Source organism: Amycolatopsis sp. NBC_01307, from assembly GCF_035975215.1.
GTDB lineage: Bacteria > Actinomycetota > Actinomycetes > Mycobacteriales > Pseudonocardiaceae > Amycolatopsis.
This window is the reverse complement of sequence record NZ_CP108403.1, coordinates 6,300,038-6,321,815: the sequence shown is the minus strand read 5'-3', so window position 1 is coordinate 6,321,815 and position 21,778 is coordinate 6,300,038. Positions and strand designations below refer to the sequence as shown.

The following is a 21,778-nucleotide window of genomic DNA, read 5'->3' as shown; positions in this document are numbered from 1 at the left end:
TCAGGTTGACAGCGCGAGCAACGCGGCCGCGACCCCGGCTTCGACGCCCGCGCCGAGGACGTCGCCGGTGACGCCGCCGAGCCGGGTGGTGCAGCGCCGGAGCAGTGCCGCGGCGACGGCGTAGGCCAGCAGGACGGCCAGCGGTCCGCGCCACCACGGCAAGCCGGGAAGGAACGCGGTGCCGGCGGCCGCTGCGGCGGCCAAGGCTGCCGCAGCCGACCGTGGCACCGACCCCGCGACCGTCGCGCCCAAGCCCTCCGGACGAGCCGACGGGACGCCTTTCGCGCAGGACATCGACAGCGTGCAGCGGCCGATCAGGATCGCGGCGCAGGCGGCGATGCCGTGGTCCGCCGCGATCGCCCCGGCCAGCGCGCCGACCTGGACGAGCAGGACGAACACCAGCGTCGCGACCCCGGTCGGCCCGGAGTCGCCGCGGCGCATGACGTCGAGGGCCTTGGCGCGGTCGTAGGAGGCACCGAGGCCGTCGGCGGTGTCGGCGAGCCCGTCCAGGTGCAGGCCACGGCTGCCGAGCGCGACCGCCCCGAGGGCGAGCCCGGCGGTGGCGACGGCCGGCAGGTGCACGGCGTGCCCGGCCCACACGATCAGCCCGGCGGCCGCGGCCAGCGGGACGGCGGCCAGCGGCGCGAGCACCATGGCGCCCCCGGCCACACGCCGGTCGATGACGCGCGGCGCCGGGACGGGCACGGTGGTCAGCGTCCCGACGGCCATCCGCGCGGCATCACCCCAGCGGCTCACGTCGGCTCGCCCGCGGTCCGGCCGCGGCCGGCGGAGTTGTCCACAGCCGCGTCGGAGCCGGCGGAGTTGTCCACAGATCGCCGAACGGGGCTTGTGACCGGCCACCCGCCGATAGACTGGACAGGGGACGCCCCCCAGGGAGTGGTGGGGGCTGCGTTCACGCCAAGTCCGCCAGCAGGCCCATGTCCGCGATGATCGCGCGGGCCGCGCGCAGCGTCGGGATCGCCTGCACCGCGCCGCTGCCTTCGCCCAGGCGTAGCCCGAAGTCCAGGATCGGTTCCAAGCCCAGGGCCTTCAGCGCGAACGCCTGCGACGGTTCCGTCGAGCGGTGCCCGGCCAGCCACCACTGCTCCGCCCTCGGCGCGATGTCCCGCGCCACCAGGGCCGCCGCGCCCGAGAACACGCCGTCCAGGACCACCGGGATGCCGCGGACCGCCGCTTGGACCAGGAAGCCCGCCGTCGCCGCGACGCAGGCGCTGCCCAGGGCCGTCAGCCGCTCGAACGGGTCGTCCACCCGGCCCGCGGTCCGCGACAACGCCGCCGAGACCGCCGCCGTCTTGCGCTCCAAGCCGTCCGCGTCGACGCCGGTTCCGGTGCCGACCACCTCGGACGCCGGCAACCCCAGCGACGCCGCGACCAGGGCCGCGCACATCGCCGTGTTGCCGATGCCCATGTCGCCCGGGATGAGCACGTCCGCTTCGCGCTCTTCGTCCGCGATCGCGCGGCCCGCCTCGAAAGCCGCTCGCGCTTCGCCCGGCTCCAGGGCATCCTCGACGTCGATCGAGCCCGAGCCGCGGCGGATCTTGTGAGCCGTCACGTCCGCCGGGACGTCCGAACCGTCCCAGTCGACGCCGAGGTCGGCGACCCGGACCCGCGCGCCGACCTGCGCGGCCAGCACGTTCACGCCGCTCTTGCCGGCCAGGAACACCCGCACCATCGCCGCGGTCACCTCGCGCGGGTACGCCGACAGCGCGGAGACGCCGTGGTCGCCCGCGAAGACGACGACGCGGACGTCGTCGAGGGGGCGCGGCGGCACGCTGCCGTGCGCCGCGGCCAGCCAGGCGGCGATCTCCTCGAGCCTGCCCAGCGAGCCGAGCGGCTTGACCAGGCCGTCGAGCCGCTCCTGCGCGGCGGCGCGGGCGGTGGCATCAGGCACGGGTACGTCGAACACGAGCGCCTCCGGGGTACGGGTCCTACAGGTCGAGCACCCGCCCCGCGACGACCAGCTGGACCCGGTCGGCGTCGGCGGACACCCGGTTGTTGAGTGCGCCCAGCACATCACGGAACAGCCGTCCGGACGACGTTGCGGGCACCACACCGCTGCCGACCTCGTTGCTGACCGCGACCACCGGCACCCGCGCCGCGGCCCACGCGGCCAGGAAGTCCTCGAGCCGGTCGTCGAGCCGGTGCTCCCAGCCCCGCTCCTGCTCCCACGCGCCGACCTCGTCGAGCACCCGCGAGAGCCAGGTGCCGAGGCAGTCGATGAGGAGCGGCTCGGTCGCCTTCCTGAGCGTGCCCGCGAGGTCCGTGGTCTCGACGGTCTTCCAGTTCGACGGCCGCCGCGCCTGGTGCGCGGCCACCCGCGCGGCCCATTCGGGGTCGTCGTCGCTCGGGAGCAGGCCGGGCGCGACGTAGACGAGGTGCGGGTGGCGGGCGACGAGCCGCTCGGCGTGCCGCGACTTCCCCGAGCGGACCCCGCCGAGGACGAGCACCTTTCCTTCGTCGCGTCCGTACCGGCGGAGGGCGCGGGCCAGGTTTTCGAGATACCCGGCTAGCCGGTGCGTCAGCTTGGTCATACCGGGCATTGTGGTGCACGCGCTAACGTGCGCCACGTGCCACTCCGTCTAGGGACAACCGCGGCCGGACTCGTTACCGGATATGTCGCCGACACCCTGTTCGGCGACCCCCGTCGGGGGCATCCGGTGGCGATCTTCGGTACCGCCGCGGCGGCTCTCGAACGCCGCGTGTGGGCCGACTCGAAGCCGCGCGGAGCCGCGTACGCGGGATTGTGCACCTTCGCGGCTGTCGGCCTCGGCGCCGCGCTTCAGACTGCGACGCGGCGAAGTCCCTTCGCGCGCTTCGCGGCGACTGCCGTCTGTACGTGGGTGGTGCTCGGCGGACGTGGTCTCGCGGCCGAAGGTGCGGAGATGGCGAGGCTGCTCGAAGCGGGCGAAGTCCCTTCGGCGCGTGTTCGGCTCTCGCACCTCTGCGCGCGTGACGCGACGACGCTCGACTCCGCCGAGCTGACCCGCGCCGCGACCGAGTCGATCGCCGAGAACACGTCGGACGCCGTGGTCGCACCGCTGTTCTGGGGCGCCGTCGCCGGGCTGCCGGGCCTGCTCGGCTACCGCGCGCTCAACACACTCGACGCGATGGTCGGCTACCGGTCACCGCGCTACCAGGAGTTCGGCTGGGCCGCGGCCCGCGCCGACGACCTGGTGAACCTGGCCCCGTCCCGCCTCGGAGCCGCGCTGACGGTCGCGTGCGCGCCCCTCGTCGGCGGCCGGGCGAGCACGGCCTGGCGGATCTGGCGCCGCGACGGCGGGCACCACCCGAGCCCCAACGCGGGCCAGGTGGAGGCGGCGTTCGCGGGCGCGCTGGGCATCCGGCTGGGCGGCACGAACAGTTACGGCGGCGAGGTCGAGCGCCGGGCGCGGCTGGGGGAAGGCCGCGATCCCGAGCCGGTAGACCTGCGGCGGGCGGTGCGGTTGTCCCGGCTGGTGGGTGCGGCCGCGTTGACTGTGGCTGTGGTGACTGTGGTGACCGGCGCCGGGATCGGCCGTGGCCGCGATTAGCGCCGGGGTCGGCCGTGGCCGCGCTGGTCGCCGAGCGGCGGCTGCGGCTGTCACGTCCGGGATCGGCCTCGGGCTCGCGATGGCAGCCCCCACCACTCCCTGGGGGGCGGCCCCTGTCCAGTCTATCGGCCGGTGGTGGGGGCGAAGCCCCGTTCGGCGATCTGTGGACAACTTGGTGGGTACTGCACGATCTGTGGACAACTCCGCGGGTGTCACGCGATCCACGGGCAACTCTGCGGATACTGGCGATTAGCGGACAACTCCCGCGAGTAGTGCACGAGCTGTGGACAATCCGCGGGTGCCGGGCGACCTGCGGACAACTCCGCGACTAGTGCGCGACCTGCGGACAACTCAGCGAGTACTGCGCGAGCTGCGGACAAATCCGTAGCTACCGCGCGATCTGTGGAAAGGAGCACCTATGAGCGGCCTGCTCGTCGCCGGGACGACGTCCGATGCCGGGAAGAGCCTGGTCACCGCCGGGATCTGCCGGTGGCTCGCCCGGCGTGGCGTGCGCGTCGCACCCTTCAAGGCCCAGAACATGTCCAACAACTCGATGGTCTGCGCCGACGGCGCCGAGATCGGACGTGCCCAGTGGCTGCAGGCGCGGGCGGCGCGCGTCGAGCCCGAGGCCGCGATGAATCCCGTGCTGCTCAAGCCCGGGAGTGACCGGCGCAGTCACGTCGTCGCGCTCGGGAAGCCGTTCGGGACCCTCGAAGCGGGGGAGTACGCGACCGGCCGCGCCGGGCTCGCCGAGATCGCCTTCGCCGCCTACGAAGACCTCAGCGCGCGCTACGACGTCGTCGTCTGCGAAGGCGCGGGCAGCCCCGCCGAGATCAACCTGCGCGGCGGCGACTACGTCAACCTGGGGCTGGCGCGGCGGTTCGGGCTGCCGGTGCTCGTCGTCGGCGACATCGACCGCGGTGGCGTGCTCGCCGCGATGTTCGGCACCCTCGCGCTGCTCTCGGCCGAGGACCAGGCGCTGGTCGCGGGCTGGGTCGTCAACAAGTTCCGCGGTGACGTCGGGCTGCTGCGCCCGGGCCTGGACAGCCTGGAGAAGGTCACCGGCCGGCCGGTGCTGGGCGTGCTGCCCTGGCTCCACCGGGTGTGGATCGACTCGGAGGACGCCCTGGCCGCGGCCGGCTGGCGCCGGGAGGCCCATCGCGGCGGCTTGAGTGTGGCCGTCGTCCGGTTCCCGCGCGCGTCCAACGCCACCGACGTCGACGCCCTCGCCGCCGAACCCGGCGTCACGGTGTCGCTGACCGCCGACCCGGACACAGTCGTCGCGGCGGACGTCGTCGTGCTGCCCGGTTCCCGCGCCACGGTCGACGACCTGGCCTGGCTACGCGCCCGCGGTCTCGACACGGCGCTGGCGGCCCGCGCCGCGGCCGGGAAGCCGGTCCTCGGCATCTGCGGCGGCTACCAGATGCTCGCGGACTCCATTGTGGACGACGTCGAGTCCGGCGCCGGCGAGGTGCCGGGCCTGGGCCTGCTGCCGGCCCAAGTGACGTTCGCCGAGGAGAAGGTGCTCGCCCGCCCGTCGGGCGAGTGGCGCGGCACCCGCGTGGACGCCTACGAGATCCACCACGGCTCGGTGACGGCGTCCGCGTCCCTGGAGTCCTTTCTGGACGGTCACCGTGCCGGCGCCGTCTGGGGCACGCTCTGGCACGGCGCCTTCGAGAACGACGCCTTCCGCCGGGCCTGGCTCACGGAAGCGGCGGCGCAGGCGGGCGTTTTGTGGACGCCGTCCCCGGACGCGCCGGGCTTCGCCGACCTGCGCGAGGACATGCTGGACCGGCTGGCGGACGCCGTCGGCGAGCACCTCGACACGGCGGCGCTGCTGACGTTGCTGGAGCTGGGCGCGCCAGTGGGCCTGCCGTTCGTGCCGCCCGGAGCGCCCTGATGGTCAGGGCTGGAGCGGCCCGGTGAGCTTGCCGTCCGGCTTTCCGATGGTGCAGGTCGCCTCCCGGGCTCCGGCGTTCCAGGACGACTCGGTCGGGATGTGCGCCAGGAACTCCAGGCCGGACGGCGGGGTGCCGTGGGTGAAGTACGCCGCCCCCGCGATCCGGCACAACGGCTGCGCCAGCTCTCGCAGCGTGGTGAGCCCCGGGTAGGTCGTGTACCCGCCGCTGACGTCGACCCGGTCGGCGATCTGTTCGTCGTGCGGCACGTCGCAGGCGGCCCGGATCACCTGCTCGCCGTCCGCGTCCAGGCAGTCGCCGATCGCCATGCCCTGGATGTAGTCCGGGCCGGGCGCCGCCTGCGTGACGTGTTTCGGCCCGGTCGTGATCAGGCTGACGCCCAAGCCCAGCCAGACCACGCTGAGCGTCAGCCCGGCGATCGCGAGGCCACGTCCGGACCGGCCGCTGCCGCCGATCCGGACGAGCGCGCGCCAGCCGAACACCACGCCGAGCGGGACGAGCCCGAGCAGCCCGCAGACGAGCGACGCGATCGCGAACCCGTCGGTCCCGGCGGGATCGACGAGCCCGCGGACGGTCGTCTGGTCGTGGCCGGCCAGCGTGGAGCGTGTTTCGTCGAACAAGATTCCCCTCCGGAGTCCCCCGACCCGGCGGGGAAATCCTAGAGGAGCGACGCCTTGTTCTTGATCACGAAATGGCGGCGGCCGGGACCTTCTTGGTCAGTGACTTCTCCGCGAGGGCCCCGAAAGACAGGCCGAGGGCGAGCCAGAGCGTGACCTGTGTGCCGATCGACGCCGTCCGGAAACGCCAGAGCGTCGACGCCGGGAACGCCGCGGGAACCTCGTCGACCACCGGCATCAGCCACGCCACCAGGGCGACCACCACGAGGTAGCCCGCCGCGGCGAGGAGGAAGCCGTTCAGCGCGCCGAACCGGTCCGCGAGCTTGCGGCCGAACACCGTCGCGAGGATGCCCGCGAGCAAGGAGACGGCGACGAACCCGAAGTACAGCTCGGTGCGCGAGCCGATCGTGCCCGGCTGGCCCACCGCGGGCGGGTTGGCCGGGTACTTGAGGAACGGGATCAGGAACACCACGGCGAACGCGCCGCCGGTGAGCAGCAACGCCGTCACCCGCGGCCGGAGGCTGCCGAGGCGGCCCTGGACGAACGCGAACGCGAGCGAAAGCAGCCCGCCGATCGCGACGGCGTAGACCAGCACACCGGCCAGCAGCCCGACGGTGCTCTGGATGTCGCGGGGGACCAGCTCCTCTTCGGGCGCTTCGGCGGCCTGACCGGCGCCGGCGTCGGCGTCCGTTCCGTGGGCATGGTCGTGGGAAAGGGTCTCTTCGAGCCCGATGGACGTGTCGACCGGCGGCTCACCGAAGGCGTAGGCGAAACCGAACGCGAGCACACCGGCGATCAGGCCCGCGAGCATGCCGCGGACCAGCAGGGACTTCATCATGGGAGTACGTGCCGCCGATCAGTGGCAGGGGAAGGCCAGCAGGTGCCGGCCGTCGTGCACGAACTCGTGGACGTACATGTTCGCGAAGATCGAGGTGGCGCCCTGCTCGGCGCTGACGAAGTACACCGCGATCAGAGCGAGGAGCACCACGAACACCGCCCACGGGACGATCTCACGGATCGGGATCCGGACCGGGAGCGGAACGGCGGGGACTGCCGCTTGCGACATGGTGGGGGCCTCCTCGGGCTTTCGCGGCCTCATCGGGGTTCATACGACGGTCCGGGTCTGGCTTCCCCCTGGCGGGGGTCACAGTGGCGCGACCGCGCGGACTTGCACCGCGTTCCGGATTCCGTCGTCTTGCCGGTTGAGCGTAGGTCCGCACTTCCGGGCCCGTCAATGTGACAATGCGCCGGTGACTCGAATGGTGGCGGCCCTCGACGTGGGCGGTACGACGATCAAGGCGGCGCTGCTCGACGAGCAGCTGCAGCCGAAGGCGACGCTGCGGGCCGAGACGGCGCGCAGCGCGGACGGCACGGCGCTGGCCGAGCAGGTGGCGGAGATCGTCGACATGCTGGCCGGGCAGGCCGGCACAGTGACACCGGCCGCAGTCGGCGTGGTGGTGCCGGGGATCGTCGACGAGGAGACCCGGATCTGCCACTTCTCCGCCAACCTCGACTGGCGCGAGGTCCACTTCGGCGAGCTGCTGGAGGACCGGCTGGGGCTGCCGGTGGCGTTCGGCCACGACGTCACCGCGGGCGGCATCGCCGAGTTCCGCGTCGGCGCCGGCCAGGGTGCGCGGAACGCGGCGTTCATCCCGGTCGGCACCGGGATCGCGGCCGCGCTGCTGCTCGACGGCCGCATCCACCGCGCGGGCGGGCAGGCGGGCGAGGTCGGCCACATCGACGTCGGCCACTCGCTGAAGTGCGGCTGCGGCGCGACCGGCTGCCTGGAGGCGATCTCCTCGGCGGCGGCGATCGCCCGCCGCTACACCGAGCGCACGGGCCGCCCGGCCGACGGCGCGCGGGAGGTCGTCGACCTGGCCCGCCACGGCGACGAGGTGGCGGTGGAGGTGGTCCAGGACGCGCTGGACGGCCTCGGCCACGGCATCCGGACGCTGCTGACGCTGCTGGGCCCGGAGGTGATCGTCCTGGGCGGCGGGCTGTTCACGGCGGCGGACTACGTGCTCGAGCCGGTGCGCGACTGGCTGGCGTCGCACCTGACTTTCCAGCGGATGCCGGAACTGCGGATCGCGAAGCTGGGCGACGAGGCCGGGCGGCTGGGGGCGGGGCTGCTGGCCTTGGACCGGCTGGCGGCGCACTGACGGAGCTGCTGTGTCTCTCTCGGATCCGCCCCCGCTGTGTCTCCGACGTCTCTGACGGATCTGCCCGGCTGTGTCAAGTCGCTTGTCCACAGCCGGGCAGTTGTCCACAGATTTGCCGGAGCCCGTTTTTGCAGGTCACAGGCGATAGACTGGACGTGGGACGCCCCCCAGGGAGTGGTGGGGGGCTGGTCTGGGGGTCTGGGGGTTTCCACACCGGCCGGAACGGGTGCGACGCCGATCGGAGCGGACAGGGCCTCGGGCCGCCCGCTGGGGGGTGTAGCCATCCCCGGACACCTCGCTGCCGCCCGCCCCGGCGACCTCACCGCTGACGGCCGGGCAGCCGGTCAGGCTGTGACGACCTCGACTCCCGCCGCTACGAAGGCCGCTATCTGATCCGGGTCTGCTCCTGAGTCCGTGATCAGCTGGTGGACCGCCGTGGTGTCGCAGATGCGGGCGAATGCGTGGCCGCCCAGTTTGCCGCTGTCCGCTATCACCACCACCTGACGCGCTCGGGAGGCCAGCAGGCGGTTGATGCTCGCCTCGCCTTCGTGGTGGGCGTACGCGCCGCGCTCGGGGTCGAACGCGTCCACGCCCAGGAACACCAGGTCCAGGGTGATCTGGTCAAGGAACAGGCTGGCCAGCGGGCCCGTCAGCTCGAACGAGTGCTGGCGGGCCACGCCGCCCGTCACGACGATCTTGATATTGGGGCGGACCGCCAGCTCGTGGGCGATGTTGAGCGCGTTCGTCACCACCGTCAGCGCCGGCGAGCCGTCGCGCTCGGCCAGCTCCGGGCGCAGCGCCAGCGCGCGGGCGACCTCCGTGCTCGTCGTGCCGCCGTTGAGGCCCAGCACCATGCCGCGCTCGACCAGCCGTGCGGCGGCCGCGCTGATGCGCTGTTTCTCCGGCGCATTGCGCGCGGCCTTGTGCCGCAACGGCAGGTCGTACGCGACGTTGCTCGCCACCGCACCGCCCCGCGTGCGGGTCAGCAGCTGGCGACCGGCCAGGTGGTCCAGATCCCGCCGGATCGTGGCGGGGGAGACGTCGAGCTCCTCCGCGGAGGCCTCGACGTCGATCTTGTCCCGCTGCCCCACCATGTCCAGCAGTGCGCTGAGCCGTTCGTGCCGGTCCAAGCCCGTCCCTTTCGCCGCTTCACCAGGAGCGGTAAAGGTACCGGGTAATCAGAGCGAGCGTAGGAAGGCGAGCGACGGCATGAAGAAGTATTCGCCGCCCTTGAGCGTCACCGCCTGCGGCACCGGCTCCGCCGTGCGCTGCGCCGAGCCGCCCCAGTCGACCGTGTAGTCCGACGGCCCGCGCGCGCCCTGGCCGATCACCGGGTCCAGGCCCGGCGTGACGCCGTCGACGATCGGGAAGCCCGGGTTGTCCGCCCAGATCGCCTGGGTGAACTCGAACTGGTTGCCCAGCACGGAGTTGAAGGCCATGAACAGCAGCCCGACCCCGCCGCTCGGGCGCGCCCCGGGCGGCAGGTCGGCGTTCGGGTCGTCCGGACGCTCGCCGTAGGTGACGCCGCGGCGGGCCATCAGGTGCAGCCGCTCGCCCGCGGGGTCTTCGGCGCCGCCGGAACCGCGCGGGTTCGTCTTGCGGATGTGCGCCTGGAACGGGCACTTGAGCGCGTCGCGGTCGCTGTCGAAGGTGAAGTTGTTCGACACCGGGCTCTCGGCGCCGTCCTCCCGCTGGGTGGTCAACGGCGTGCCGTCCTCGAACCGGCCGATGATCATCGCGCCGGCGCGCTCGCGGTCGTCGCCGGTGAGGCCGAGCGTGTCGGCCAGGTCCGCTTCCGCCTGCTTGAACCGGCGCACGTTCTGCTCCAGCTTGCGGAAAACGAAGTAACTGCCGAAATGCACGCCGGGATCCGGCGCCGCGGTGTCGGGCACCAATACCTGGGAAAGCGGCGCCGCCGGATTCCAGACGTTGATGCCGTCGGTGTTGTTCTTTTCCGCGTCGACGTCTTCGGTGAGGAACAACGGCTGGCTGCGGCCGTCGACGTAGCCGAAGTGCTCGATGCCCTCACCGCGCGCGTTGACCCGGCCGAGCCCGGTTTCCTCCGCCACGACGGCGACGGAGTCCGGCAGCAGGTCGAGGATCTCGTTGCGCCGCGCGGTCATCGCCTTGTCGGTGGCGTCGCCGACGAGCACGACGGCGTGGATCTCGCCGTGGTAGCCCGGATCGAACGTCGAGCGCGGCGGATCGCTCAGCTTCCGCCGCGTGTCCGGCGCCGCCATGCCCCGCAGGAACGCCTCGTCCTGCGGGACGCTCTCGACGCCGAGCGCGCGGTAGCCCGCCGCGGTGAGCCCGGCGCCGACGTACGGCGTCCCGGGGGCGCCGCCGCTCTTGAACCCGCCGACCTCGGCGAGGTGTTCCTTGGCGGACTTCATCTTCCCGGTGACCGAGACGAGGAACGCCCGCGCCTCCACCGGTTCGCTGAACGTCAGGAACAACGCGGAAAGGTGGTCGCGCACGTGCGCTTTGAGGATGTTCGGCTGCAACTCGCCGAGCATCGTGGCGGCGTCACCGCTCACCGTGGTCCAGGACAGTGTGGTGGACAGATCGACAGACATCAGGGTCCCCTCCCCAAGTAAACCGCCTAAGGGATGTCTCGTAACCCGGCGTGGGTCTGGTCGTGCATGTAGTCGATCATGGTGTGGTGCAGGTGATCTCGGCATCGCGACCGGAGTGGATTACCCCGTTCACGGGGCTGGAACCAGGTCAGTTCCGGAAGCTGGTGCGGATCGTGGCGAGACGTGGCGGAGACGAGATCGCCGATGGCCGACCTGGCCGCCAGTGGCGCCTCGACCTGGCCGATCGTGTGCTGCTGGTCGCGACGTACTGGCGGACAAACCTGACAATGCGCCAGATCGGGCCGCTGTTCGGAGTGTCGCACTCCGCGGCGCATCGAGTGATCGACACCATCGGACCGCTGCTGGCGCTCGCACCAGTCCGCAAACGCCGGATCGACGCGATCGCGATCGTCGACGGCACCTTGGTGCCGACACGGGACCACCGGTTGGCGGCACCGTCGAAGAACTACCGGTACTCGGCGAACGTGCAGGTCGCGATCGACGCCGACACCCGCCTGGTGATCGCCACCGGCGACGCCCACCCGGGCAACCGCAACGACTGCACCGTCTACCGCGACTCCGGAATCGAACGCGAACTGGCAGGGCGCCCGGTGATGGCTGATGGCGGCTACCAAGGCAATCCCGAGGTGATCATGCCCTACCGCAAACCTCGTGACGGTAGCGATCTGCCGGACTGGAAAGAAGACCTCAACGCCGGCCACCGCAAGATCCGCGCCCGCGTCGAACACGCGCTCGCTCGGATGAAGTGCTGGAAGATCCTGCGCGACTATCGCCGCGCCGCCCGCACCCTGAACGACACGGTGTCCGGAATCGCACACCTGCACAACATCCTCCTCACGGACTGATCCGCAACACCAGCACCACCAAACACAAGATCAGTTACGAGACATCGCTTAGCGGCGGTACCCGGCCGGCTCCTCCCCTGCGGCCGGCCGGGTCCCCTGAACACAGAATGCAACGAACGGGCGGCTTCGCGCCACCCGCTCGGCGGTTTCACACGAAAGATTAAGTTGAACGCGTAATCGGTGCGGAAACGGAAACGCGGGCCCCGGCCGGGACCCGCGTTCCGTTCAAGCGGCTATTCGATCAACTGGTCAGGACCACCACTGGGACGTGCCGCCCGAGATGAAGTCCCACAGCTGCAGGCGCGTGCCGTTGGTCCCGGCCGACCCCTCGGCGGTCAGGTAGCGCGTGCTCGCGCCGCTCTGCAGCCGCAGGTAGCCCTCCGGGTTGACGGTGCCCGCCCACCACTGGTTCTTGCCACCGGCGATGAAGTCCCAGAGCTGGACCTTGGTGCCGTTCTTGCCGATCGTGTTCAGGTCGGCGTCGAGGTACCGGTTGCTCTGGTAGTTCTGGAAGCGGTAGAAGCCCTCCGGGTTCTGGGTCAGCCAGAACGCCTGGTTCGGCGCCGTGTCGTTGCAGTCCCAGAGCTGCACCTTCGTGCCGTTCGCGCCGATCGTGTTCAGATCCGCGTCCCAGCAACGGCCGGACTGAGCGGAGACGATCAGCCACGGCCCCGGGTCGACGTCGGCCGCCGCGCGGTTGGTGGACCGCTGCTGCTTCGCCGCGTCGGCCACCTTCGAGTGCCGGAGCGTGACCCCGGCCAGCGAAGAGACCTTCACATCCCCCTTGCCATCGGCCGGCGCCGCGCCGGCCTGCGGTACGGCGACCAGGCCCAGCAGGCCCGCCGCCGCGGCGACCGTCACCATCAGTCGCTTGATCTTCGTCATCGTTCCCCTTTTCGGCATCTGGATGGCACCTGATGACGGGGAGAAGGCGGGCGCCACCCAGCCCCGGGCCGCAATGGACCCGGCGCACAGCAAAACCGGCGAATCCCCCTCGTCGAGACCCTCAAACCCCCGAAAGCGGGCCTCTGAAAGCCATCATTCAGGGGAGTTCCTGCCTCGTCGAGTAGATTTCCCGGAGCGGCAAAGACGCTGGTCAGCGGTGTAACGGAACGGTACGGCGGCCGATAGAGGGGGCAGACACCCGGGGGGCCATCGGTGCGCATCGAGCTGACGTTGCACGACCTGATCCGCGTCGGGCTCGCCGCCGCGGCCGACCCGATGGCCGAGCTCGCCGCGAGCCTGCAGGTCCTGCAACGGCGTGACGGCGGGCGCAACGCGGCGTCGTCGGCGTTCAACCGCTGGCGGCACCGGGTGTGGCAGGGCCTGCCGGACTCGGCGGCCGTGCTGATGTGGCTCTGCCGCCCGGACGCGCCGCTCCCGGAGTTCCTGCTGCCGGCCGCGGGCCGCTACGACCTGGAGTCGGGGCTCACGGCGGTGCTGAAGACGGACCCGACGGCGCTGAAGATCGGGTTGCGCACCGCGCCGGCCGACCACGAGCTCCCGGGCTGGGCGACGGCGCTCGCCGACGGCGACACCGCGGGCCTGCCGCGATTGGTCCAGGCCATGCAGGACTACCACGAACTGGCCCTCGCGCCGAGCTGGGACTTCGTCGGCGCCCAGGTGGACGCGGACCTCGGGATGCGCACGCAGGTGCTGCTCCACGGCGGCGTCGACGCGCTGCTGACCGGCCTGCGCCCGATGGTCCGCTGGGCGCCCCCGGTGCTGGAGACCGACGACCGCACCGCCGGCGGGCCCGTGTCGGAGGGCACCGGGCTGCTGCTGGTGCCGACGTACTTTTCGGTGTGCCCGGCGCTCGTCACGCCCGCCCCGGGCGGGATCCCGCGGCTGCTCTACCCGTGCGTCCGCCAGGCTTCCTACGGGTCGGCGCCCGACCGCGCGGCCCGGCCCGTGCGCGGCAACGCGCTGGCGGACCTGCTCGGCCCGACCCGCGCGGCGGCGCTGACGGTGCTGGCGGTCGGCTGCAGCACCTCCGAACTGGCGGCGCGGCTGGGCGTCACGCCGTCGGCGGTCAGCAAACACGCGACGGTCCTGCGCCGCGCGGGGCTGATCATCACGCACCGGGAGCGCAACACGGTGCTGCACTCGCTGACCCCGCTGGGCAGCGCGCTTCTCGACAGCTGATAACGGTTCCGCCCGACACCGGGAATCTCGATACCGGTCATTTCCCCGACAGTCTCCCGGATTCCGTAGCGGATTCCGCGCGCTCGCCGACCTCTGTCCGTGAACTGCGAACGCGGGAGGCGAAGATGAAACGAGCTGTCGCTCAGGCCGCCGTCGTGGCGGTCGCGCTGGCCGGGCTTTCGGGCTGTGCCAGTGGTCCCGTCGACCGGCGGGCGCTGTGCACCGGGTTCGACGAGCTGGGCCGCACCCTGATGACCGCGGTCGGCGGAATCTTCGACAACGCCGTTTTCTCCAGCGCCGACGACCTTTCCGATCTGGCCGAGCGGTATTCCGGCACCGATTTGAGCGCCGACGCCGCCGCGTTGGGAAAGATCGCCGATTCCGACGAGACGTCGGGGACGGAACTGCAGCGCGCCACGAGGCAGACCGCGACGGTCTGCGGCCACCCGCTCGGCTTGGGGACGACGAGCTACGCGGACACCGGCAGCGGCTACGGCGGTTCCGGGAGTTACGGCGGTGGCTATTCGGCGCCCACGACTTCGGTGACGCCGTACACCCAGCCATACACCCAGTCGTACACCTCGGCCGAGCCCACCACCGCGGCCGACAACGCGCCGTCGGACGAGGCGGCCGCGCAGACCACGCTGCAGCAGCAGGTCGCCACCGACCGTACGTCGGCCGAAGCCCTGGCGGACCGGTGGGTCCCGCAGCTGTCGTCGAAGAACGACGGCCTCGTCGCGGACGGCACCACGTACGACCAGCGGGCGATCTGGGCGGACTTCACCACGACCCGCCAGACCTACCCCTCGGCCCTGCTGCTCTGGTCCGGCGATTACAGCAGCTTCACCAAGGGCGACTTCTGGATCACCGTGGTGAACACGCCGTTCACCACCGGTGCCGCGGCGAACGCCTGGTGCGCCGCGGAAAACCTCGACGCCGACCACTGCTTCGCCAAGCTCGTCTCCCACACCCACGGCCCGAAGGGCAGCACCCTGCCCCGCTGAACCCACCCGAGAAAGGACCTCCCATGGGCGTCTACGAAGTCTTCAGCCTGCTCAGCGGCATCATCCTGGTCGGTGCCGCGTGCGTGCCCAAACTCAAGGCCTCGCAACGGTTCTGGGCCGCCGTCGGCGGCGCCGGGCTGATCGTCTACGCGATCTACGTCGCCAACCAGACGCGCGGCACGTTCGTCTTCCCGGCGGTCATCTTCGTGATCCCCGTCGTGGCCATCGGCTATCTCGTCCTGCAGGCGATCGCGAAGACCAAGGAGACCGGATCGGCGGCGGAGCGGCCGAGCGAAGACCGGAACTGAGCGGCGGGACAGCGCCGGCGGCGGTGACGACTCTGGCACCGCCGCCGGCGCCGGGTCTTACGTCAGCGGGCGGTCCGTCGGGGCGATCGGGGCCGGCAGGATGCCGCGGCCCGTCAGGAACGCGTCGACGCCCGCGGCTGCGGAACGGCCTTCCGCTATCGCCCAGACGATCAGCGACTGGCCTCGGCCCATGTCGCCCGCTACGAACACGTTGTCCAGGCTCGTCTTGAACGTCTTGTCGCGTGCGACGTTGCCGCGCGCGTCCAGCTCGACGCCCAAGTCCTCGATCAGGCCCTTCTTCTGCGGTCCGAGGAAGCCCATCGCCAGCAGCACCAGCTGCGCCGGCAGCTCGCGTTCGGAACCGGGGACCGGGACGAACTTGCCGCCCTCGTTGCGCACTTCGACCAGCTTCAGCGCGCGCACCCGGCCGTCGGCGTCGGCCGCGAACTCCTGCGTGTTCACCGAGTACAGCCGCTCGCCGCCCTCTTCGTGCGCCGAGGACACCCGGTAGATCATCGGGTAGGTCGGCCACGGGTGCGCGTCCGAGCGGGCCTCCGGCGGCCGCGGCATGATCTCCAGCTGCGTCACCGACCGCGCGCCCTGGCGGTGGGACGTCCCGACGCAGTCCGCGCCCGTGTCGCCGCCGCCGATGACGACGACGTCGAGGCCCGAGGCGTCGAAGGGCGACGACTCGAGGTCACCCGACGCGACCCGGTTGGCCGGCGGGAGGAACTCCATCGCCTGGTGGATGCCCTCGAGCTCGCGGCCGGGGATCGGCAGGTCGCGCCAGTCCGTGGCGCCGCCGGCCAGCACCACCGCGTCGTACGACGACTGCAGCTCGGCGACCGACAGGTCCACGCCGACGTTCACCGACGTCCGGAACTCCGTGCCCTCGGCCTCCATCTGCGCGAGCCGGCGGTCCAGGCGGTGCTTCTCCATCTTGAACTCGGGAATGCCGTAGCGCAGCAGCCCGCCGATCTTGTCGGCCCGCTCGAGGACCACGACGCTGTGGCCCGCGCGCGTGAGCTGCTGCGCCGCGGCAAGACCCGACGGGCCGGACCCGACGACCGCGACCTTCTTGCCGGTGCGCGCGGCCGGCACCTCCGGCGTCACCCAGCCCTCGGCGAAGGCGCGGTCGATGATCGAGATCTCGACGCGCTTGATGGTCACCGGATCGTCGTTGATCCCCAGCACGCACGCGGTTTCGCACGGTGCCGGGCACAGGGTGCCGGTGAACTCCGGGAAGTTGTTGGTCGCGTGCAGCCGGTCGGCCGCCTGCTGCCAGTCCTCCCGCCACACCAGCGTGTTCCACTCCGGGATGAGGTTCCCGAGCGGGCAGCCCTGGTGGCAGAACGGGATGCCGCAGTCCATGCAGCGGCCGGCCTGCTTCTCCAGCTTCGTGGACGCGAAGTCCTCGTAGACCTCGCGCCAGTCCATCAGCCGCAGGTCGACCGGACGGCGCGTCGGCTCTTCGCGCGTGGTGGTCAGAAAGCCCTTGGGGTCAGCCATGTGCGGCCTCCGTTTCTTGCGGGACACCCGCACCCGGTCGGCACTCATGGCTGGCTGCGCGATTTTCAGCCATGAGCTGCCTCCATGATCGCCTCGTTCACGTCGCGCCCGTCCCGCTCCGCCTGCACCTGGGCGGCGAGCACGCGCTTGTAGTCCTTCGGCATGACCTTGCCGAACCGGTCGACGCCGGCGTCCCAGTCGGCGAGCAGGGCGCGCGCGACCGCGGACTCCGTTTCGTCGTAGTGCTTTTCGAGGGCCTCGCGCAGGAAGTCCGCGTCTTCGGAGTCGAGCGGGTCGAGGTCGACCATCTCCGGGTTGACGCGGTGCGCGGGCAGGTCCAGCACGTACGCGACGCCGCCGGACATGCCGGCCGCGAAGTTGCGGCCGATCGACCCGAGCACGACCACCCGGCCGCCGGTCATGTACTCCGCGCCGTGGTCGCCGACGCCTTCGACGACGGCCAGCGCGCCCGAGTTGCGCACGCAGAACCGCTCGCCGACCTTGCCGCGGATGAAGATCTCGCCGCTCGTCGCGCCGTAGCCGATCACGTTGCCGGCGATGATGTGCTCCTCGGCGGCGTAGCGCGCCTCCTTGGACGGGCGCACGATCAGCCGGCCGCCGGAGAGACCCTTGCCGACGTAGTCGTTGCCGTCGCCGTAGAGCCGCAGCGTGATGCCCTTCGGCACGAACGCGCCGAACGACTGGCCCGCGGTCCCGGTGAAGGTGACGTCGATGGTGTCGTCCGGCAGCCCTTCGCCGCCCCACCGCTTGGTCAGCTCCGAGCCGAGCATGGTGCCGACGGTCCGGTTCACGTTGCGCACGGGCAGCTCCAGCCGCACCTTGTCACCCGAGTTCAGGGCGCCTTCGGCGAGCTGGATCAGCGTGTTGTCGAGCGCCTTCTCGAGCCCGTGGTCCTGCTGCGTCTGCTGCAGCCGCAGGCCGGCCGGGGCCATGTCCGGCACGTGGAAGATCGGCGACAGGTCCAGCCCGGCCGCCTTCCAGTGGTCGACGGCCTTGCGCTTGTCGAGGAACTCCGCGTGCCCGACGGCCTCGGCGATCGTCCGGAAGCCCAGCTCCGCCAGGTACTCCCGCACCTCCTGGGCGATGAACTCGAAGAAGTTGACGACGTACTCGGCCTTGCCGCTGAACTTCTCGCGCAGCTTCGGGTTCTGCGTCGCGACGCCCACCGGGCAGGTGTCGAGGTGGCAGACGCGCATCATGATGCAGCCCGACACCACCAGCGGCGCGGTCGCGAACCCGAACTCCTCGGCGCCGAGCAGCGCCGCGATGACGACGTCCCGGCCGGTCTTGAGCTGGCCGTCGGTCTGCACGACGATCCGGTCGCGCAGCCGGTTGGCCAGCAGCGTCTGCTGCGTCTCGGCCAGGCCCAGCTCCCACGGGCCGCCGGCGTGCTTGATCGACGACAGCGGTGACGCGCCGGTCCCGCCGTCGTGACCCGAGATGAGCACGACGTCGGCGTGCGCCTTCGAGACGCCCGCCGCGACCGTGCCGACGCCGACCTCGGACACGAGCTTCACGTGGATGCGCGCGGCCGGGTTGGCGTTCTTGAGGTCGTGGATCAGCTGGGCGAGGTCCTCGATCGAGTAGATGTCGTGGTGCGGCGGCGGCGAAATCAGGCCGACACCCGGTGTCGAGTACCGCGTCTTCGCGATCCACGGGTACACCTTCGCGCCGGGCAGCTGCCCGCCTTCACCGGGCTTCGCGCCCTGCGCCATCTTGATCTGGATGTCGTCGGCGTTGACGAGGTACTCGCTCGTGACGCCGAAGCGGCCCGACGCGACCTGCTTCACGGCGCTTCGCCGCTCCGGGTCGTAAAGCCGCTCCGCGTCTTCGCCGCCTTCGCCGGTGTTGGACTTCCCGCCGAGGCGGTTCATCGCGATGGCGAGGGTCTGGTGCATCTCCATCGAGATCGAGCCGTAGGAGATCGCGCCGGTGGCGAACCGCTTGACGATCGAGGAGACCGGTTCGACCTCGTCGATCGGCACCGGCGGCCGCTCGCCGTACTTGAAGCCGAACAGCCCGCGCAGCGTCAGCAGCTTCTCGGCCTGGTCGTCGACGGCCTTCGTGTACTCCTTGAAGACGTCGTACTTCCCGGACCGGGTGGAGTGCTGGAGCTTGAACACGGTCTGCGGGTTGAACAGGTGCGGCTCGCCCTCGCGGCGCCACTGGTAGTCCGCGCCCGTCTCCAGCTGGCGGTGGGCGGCGCGGACGCCGTCGGCCGGGAACGCGTACTGGTGCCGCTTCGCGACCTCTTCGGCCAGGGTGTCGAAGCCGACGCCGCCGAGGCGCGAGGTCGTGCCGGTGAAGCAGTTCTCGATGACCTCTTCGCCGAGCCCGATCGCCTCGAAGATCTGCGCGCCGGTGTAGGACGCGACGGTCGAGACGCCCATCTTGGACATCGTCTTGCGGACGCCCTTGCCCAGCGCCTTGATCAGGTTCCGGGTCGCCTCCTTCGGCGTCACGCCCGGGATCAGGCCCTGGTGGGCCATCTCCTCGACGGTCGCCATCGCGAGGTACGGGTTGACCGCGGCGACGCCGTAGCCGACGAGCAGCGCGATGTGGTGCACCTCGCGCGCGTCGCCGGCCTCGACGACGAGGCCGACCTGCGTGCGCGTCTTCTCGCGGACGAGGTGGTGGTGCACCGCGCCGGTCAGCAGCAGCGACGGGATCGGCGCGTGGTCCTCGTCGGTCCCGCGGTCGGACAGCACGATCACCCGCGCGCCGTCCTCGATCGCCTCCGACACCTCGGTGCGGATTTCGTCGAGCCGCTTGACCAGGGCCTCGCCACCGCCGTGCACGTTGTACCGGCCGAGCACCGTGACGGCCTGGAACTCGGGCAGGTCACCGTCGTCGTTGACGTGCACCAGCTTGGCGAGCTGGTCGTTGTCGAGCACCGGGAACGGCAGCGCGATCCGGCGGCACGACGCCGAGTTGCCGACGAGCAGGTTCGGCTCGGCGCCGATCTGCGCGCCCAGCGCCGTCACCAGCTCTTCGCGGATCGCGTCCAGCGGCGGGTTCGTGACCTGGGCGAACAGCTGGATGAAGTAGTCGAAGATGAGCCGCGGCCGGCTGGAGAGCGACGCCAGCGGCGAGTCGTTGCCCATCGACCCGATCGGCTCCGCGGCGGTGCGGGCCATCGGTTCGAGGATGGTTTCGAGGTCTTCCTCGGTGTAGCCGAACGCCTGCTGCCGGCGCACGAGCGTGGCGTGCAGCGGGACCTCGCGGTCGCGCTCGGGCAGCTCGTCGAGCTGCAGCAGCCCGGCCTCGACCCACTCGTCGTACGGGTGCGCGGTGGCCAGCTCGCCCTTGATCTCCTCGTCCTCGACGATCCGGCCGGCCTCGGTGTCCACCAGGAACATCCGGCCGGGCTCGAGCCGTCCCTTGCGGACGATCGTCGCCGGGTCGATGTCGAGCACGCCGACCTCGGAGGCGAGTACGACGAGGCCGTCGTCGGTGACCCAGTAGCGCCCGGGACGCAGGCCGTTGCGGTCGAGCACCGCGCCGATCTGGCTGCCGTCGGTGAAGGCGACCAGCGCCGGGCCGTCCCACGGCTCCATCAGCGTCGAGTGGAACTCGTAGAAGGCGCGGCGCGCCGGGTCCATCTCCTGGTGGTTCTCCCAGGCCTCGGGGATCATCATCAGCACCGCGTGCGGGAGTGACCGGCCGCCGAGGTGGAGCAGCTCCAGGACCTCGTCGAAGGACGCCGAGTCGCTGGCCCCGCGGGTGATCACCGGGTAGATGCGCTTGAGGTCGCCCGGGATCAGGTCGGTCTCGAGCAGCGCCTCGCGGGCGTCCATCCAGTTGCGGTTGCCGCGCAGGGTGTTGATCTCGCCGTTGTGCGCGACGTACCGGTAGGGGTGCGCCAGCGGCCACGACGGGAACGTGTTGGTGGAGAAGCGGGAGTGCACCAGGCCGATGGCACTGGTGACGCGCTCGTCGGTCAGGTCGGCGAAGAACCGCTCGACCTGGGGCTCGGTGAGCATTCCTTTGTAGACGATCGTGCGCGAGGACAGGCTGGGGAAGTAGACGTCCTCCGCGGCCAGCTCGTGCTCCACGCGCTTGCGGACGCAGAACGCGCTGCGCTCGATCGACAGCGGGTCGGCGTGCTCCGGCTTCGGGCGGCGCGCGGCCAGGAACAGCTGCGTGAAGTGCGGCATCGTCTCGGCCGCGGTCGGCCCGCAGTGCTCGGGGTTGACCGGCAGCTCGCGCCAGCCGAGCACACGCATGTCCTCTTCGGCCGCGATGCGCTCGATAGTCGTCATGGCCCGGCCGCGGCGTTTTTCGTCCTGGGGCAGGAAAGCGGTGCCCACGGCGTAGGTGCCCGGTTCGGGCAGGGCGAAATCGACGACTTCGCGGAAGAACTCGTCCGGGATCTGGATCAGGAGCCCGGCGCCGTCCCCGGTATCCGGTTCGGCGCCCCGCGCCCCGCGGTGTTCCAGGTTGCGCAACGCGACCAGGGCCTTCGCGACGATGGCATGATCCCGGCGTCCGGTGAGGTCGGCGACGAACGCGACACCGCAGGCGTCGTGTTCGTATTCGCTCCGGTAGAGGCCCTTGGCCTCGGCGTTGCTGAGCTGCTCCCCCGACGGGGGGAGGGCACTGGCACGGTGGGTCACGGCTGGCCGCCTCCCAAGGCGTTGGCGTGACCGGTACTCACCTCATCGAGTGGTTCGAACTGAACCGGTTAACGAAGTGGTCCGGTACCGCGATGGTCAGTCGAGAACAGTTGCTGTTGTCGAGGTGCAAGATGCCGCGAGGTATCGGCCGGGCTGGTCGGCGTCACCGAAAGAGCCCGGAAACCGGACGCGGGTCATCTGGGAGGCCGCACAACACTGGGCAGCCGAACGTGTTCGGTACTGCGTGCGCGCAGAGGCAGACCACTGTGGTGGGGGTCAGCCGGAGCGCGCGGTGTTACTCCCGGGTTCGCCGGGTCTTATGACGATAGTGTGAATTCGCTGTTATCGACATACGTCGTCGCCCCCGGGTGGGAAATGCCACGCTTGCGTTGACGGGCACGGGGGCAGTCCCATATGCCGGGCCGCGTCTCCCTCTGCCGCGTGAAATATCACCTTGACCTGCGGAAACGTCCGTCTCAAGTGGTCC

General features: G+C 71.2%; 18 protein-coding genes. 7 read left to right on the top strand and 11 right to left on the bottom strand.

Annotated elements, in window-relative coordinates; genetic code table 11:
- The 3 genes from OG439_RS27115 to OG439_RS27105 all read right to left on the bottom strand — a co-directional run bounded on the left by OG439_RS27115 (position 1) and on the right by OG439_RS27105 (position 2,552).
- Positions 1-729: an adenosylcobinamide-GDP ribazoletransferase gene (locus OG439_RS27115; protein ID WP_326951624.1), complete on the bottom strand. Its 729-nt coding sequence runs from the start codon at positions 727-729 to the stop codon at positions 1-3.
- 184 nt (positions 730-913) lie between these two features.
- On the bottom strand, positions 914-1,927 hold the full coding sequence (gene cobT, locus OG439_RS27110) for a nicotinate-nucleotide--dimethylbenzimidazole phosphoribosyltransferase (protein WP_326943636.1): 1,014 nt from the start codon (positions 1,925-1,927) through the stop codon (positions 914-916).
- Positions 1,928-1,949: 22 nt separating this feature from the next.
- Entirely contained in the window at positions 1,950-2,552 is a 603-nt protein-coding gene (locus OG439_RS27105) for a bifunctional adenosylcobinamide kinase/adenosylcobinamide-phosphate guanylyltransferase (protein WP_247055896.1), read from the bottom strand.
- Positions 2,553-2,588: 36 nt separating this feature from the next.
- On the opposite strand from OG439_RS27105, the gene OG439_RS27100 reads away from it, so the two are divergent.
- Positions 2,589-3,551, top strand: a complete 963-nt coding sequence (locus tag OG439_RS27100) for a cobalamin biosynthesis protein (RefSeq protein ID WP_326943635.1) — start codon at positions 2,589-2,591, stop codon at positions 3,549-3,551.
- A 418-nt stretch (positions 3,552-3,969) separates the two neighbouring features.
- The gene (locus tag OG439_RS27095; protein ID WP_326943634.1) at positions 3,970-5,451 is read left to right on the top strand and encodes a cobyric acid synthase; all 1,482 of its coding nucleotides are present in this window, start codon (positions 3,970-3,972) and stop codon (positions 5,449-5,451) included.
- A 3-nt stretch (positions 5,452-5,454) separates the two neighbouring features.
- Here OG439_RS27095 and OG439_RS27090 read toward each other — a convergent pair whose 3' ends face one another.
- The 3 genes from OG439_RS27090 to OG439_RS27080 all read right to left on the bottom strand — a co-directional run bounded on the left by OG439_RS27090 (position 5,455) and on the right by OG439_RS27080 (position 7,153).
- Positions 5,455-6,090: a DUF4190 domain-containing protein gene (locus tag OG439_RS27090; protein ID WP_326943633.1), complete on the bottom strand. Its 636-nt coding sequence runs from the start codon at positions 6,088-6,090 to the stop codon at positions 5,455-5,457.
- 64 nt (positions 6,091-6,154) lie between these two features.
- Entirely contained in the window at positions 6,155-6,925 is a 771-nt protein-coding gene (locus OG439_RS27085; RefSeq protein ID WP_326943632.1) for a CbtA family protein, read from the bottom strand.
- An 18-nt stretch (positions 6,926-6,943) separates the two neighbouring features.
- Complete coding sequence (locus tag OG439_RS27080) at positions 6,944-7,153, bottom strand: CbtB domain-containing protein (RefSeq protein ID WP_247055886.1); 210 nt, start codon at positions 7,151-7,153, stop codon at positions 6,944-6,946.
- A gap of 193 nt (positions 7,154-7,346) precedes the next feature.
- Here OG439_RS27080 and OG439_RS27075 point away from each other — a divergent pair, with 193 nt between their 5' ends.
- A complete protein-coding gene (locus OG439_RS27075) occupies positions 7,347-8,246 on the top strand; it encodes an ROK family protein (protein ID WP_247063553.1) in 900 nt (299 codons plus the stop codon).
- A 344-nt stretch (positions 8,247-8,590) separates the two neighbouring features.
- On the opposite strand, the gene OG439_RS27070 is transcribed toward OG439_RS27075, so the two are convergent.
- Both OG439_RS27070 and OG439_RS27065 read right to left on the bottom strand, forming a co-directional pair.
- Positions 8,591-9,376 (bottom strand): DeoR/GlpR family DNA-binding transcription regulator, encoded by a 786-nt coding sequence (locus OG439_RS27070; RefSeq protein ID WP_326943631.1) that lies wholly within the window; start codon positions 9,374-9,376, stop codon positions 8,591-8,593.
- Positions 9,377-9,424: 48 nt separating this feature from the next.
- The gene (locus OG439_RS27065; RefSeq protein WP_326943630.1) at positions 9,425-10,822 is read right to left on the bottom strand and encodes a Dyp-type peroxidase; all 1,398 of its coding nucleotides are present in this window, start codon (positions 10,820-10,822) and stop codon (positions 9,425-9,427) included.
- 86 nt (positions 10,823-10,908) lie between these two features.
- Here OG439_RS27065 and OG439_RS27060 point away from each other — a divergent pair, with 86 nt between their 5' ends.
- Positions 10,909-11,688 carry a transposase family protein gene (locus OG439_RS27060; protein WP_326951577.1) on the top strand — a complete coding sequence of 260 codons (780 nt, stop codon included), beginning with the start codon at positions 10,909-10,911 and terminating at the stop codon, positions 11,686-11,688.
- Between the two features lie 249 nt (positions 11,689-11,937).
- Here OG439_RS27060 and OG439_RS27055 read toward each other — a convergent pair whose 3' ends face one another.
- A complete protein-coding gene (locus OG439_RS27055) occupies positions 11,938-12,573 on the bottom strand; it encodes an RICIN domain-containing protein (protein ID WP_326943629.1) in 636 nt (211 codons plus the stop codon).
- Between the two features lie 273 nt (positions 12,574-12,846).
- Here OG439_RS27055 and OG439_RS27050 point away from each other — a divergent pair, with 273 nt between their 5' ends.
- The 3 genes from OG439_RS27050 (at position 12,847) to OG439_RS27040 (ending at position 15,145) form a co-directional block, all read left to right on the top strand.
- Positions 12,847-13,833, top strand: coding sequence for an ArsR/SmtB family transcription factor (locus OG439_RS27050; protein WP_326943628.1), 987 nt, complete (start codon positions 12,847-12,849; stop codon positions 13,831-13,833).
- 125 nt (positions 13,834-13,958) lie between these two features.
- The gene (locus OG439_RS27045; RefSeq protein ID WP_326943627.1) at positions 13,959-14,837 is read left to right on the top strand and encodes a hypothetical protein; all 879 of its coding nucleotides are present in this window, start codon (positions 13,959-13,961) and stop codon (positions 14,835-14,837) included.
- 23 nt (positions 14,838-14,860) lie between these two features.
- A complete protein-coding gene (locus OG439_RS27040) occupies positions 14,861-15,145 on the top strand; it encodes a hypothetical protein (RefSeq protein ID WP_326943626.1) in 285 nt (94 codons plus the stop codon).
- Positions 15,146-15,202: 57 nt separating this feature from the next.
- On the opposite strand, the gene OG439_RS27035 is transcribed toward OG439_RS27040, so the two are convergent.
- Both OG439_RS27035 and gltB read right to left on the bottom strand, forming a co-directional pair.
- On the bottom strand, positions 15,203-16,654 hold the full coding sequence (locus OG439_RS27035; protein ID WP_326943625.1) for a glutamate synthase subunit beta: 1,452 nt from the start codon (positions 16,652-16,654) through the stop codon (positions 15,203-15,205).
- A 65-nt stretch (positions 16,655-16,719) separates the two neighbouring features.
- Positions 16,720-21,291, bottom strand: a complete 4,572-nt coding sequence (gene gltB, locus OG439_RS27030) for a glutamate synthase large subunit (RefSeq protein WP_326943624.1) — start codon at positions 21,289-21,291, stop codon at positions 16,720-16,722.
- Between the last annotated feature and the right edge of the window lie 487 nt (positions 21,292-21,778).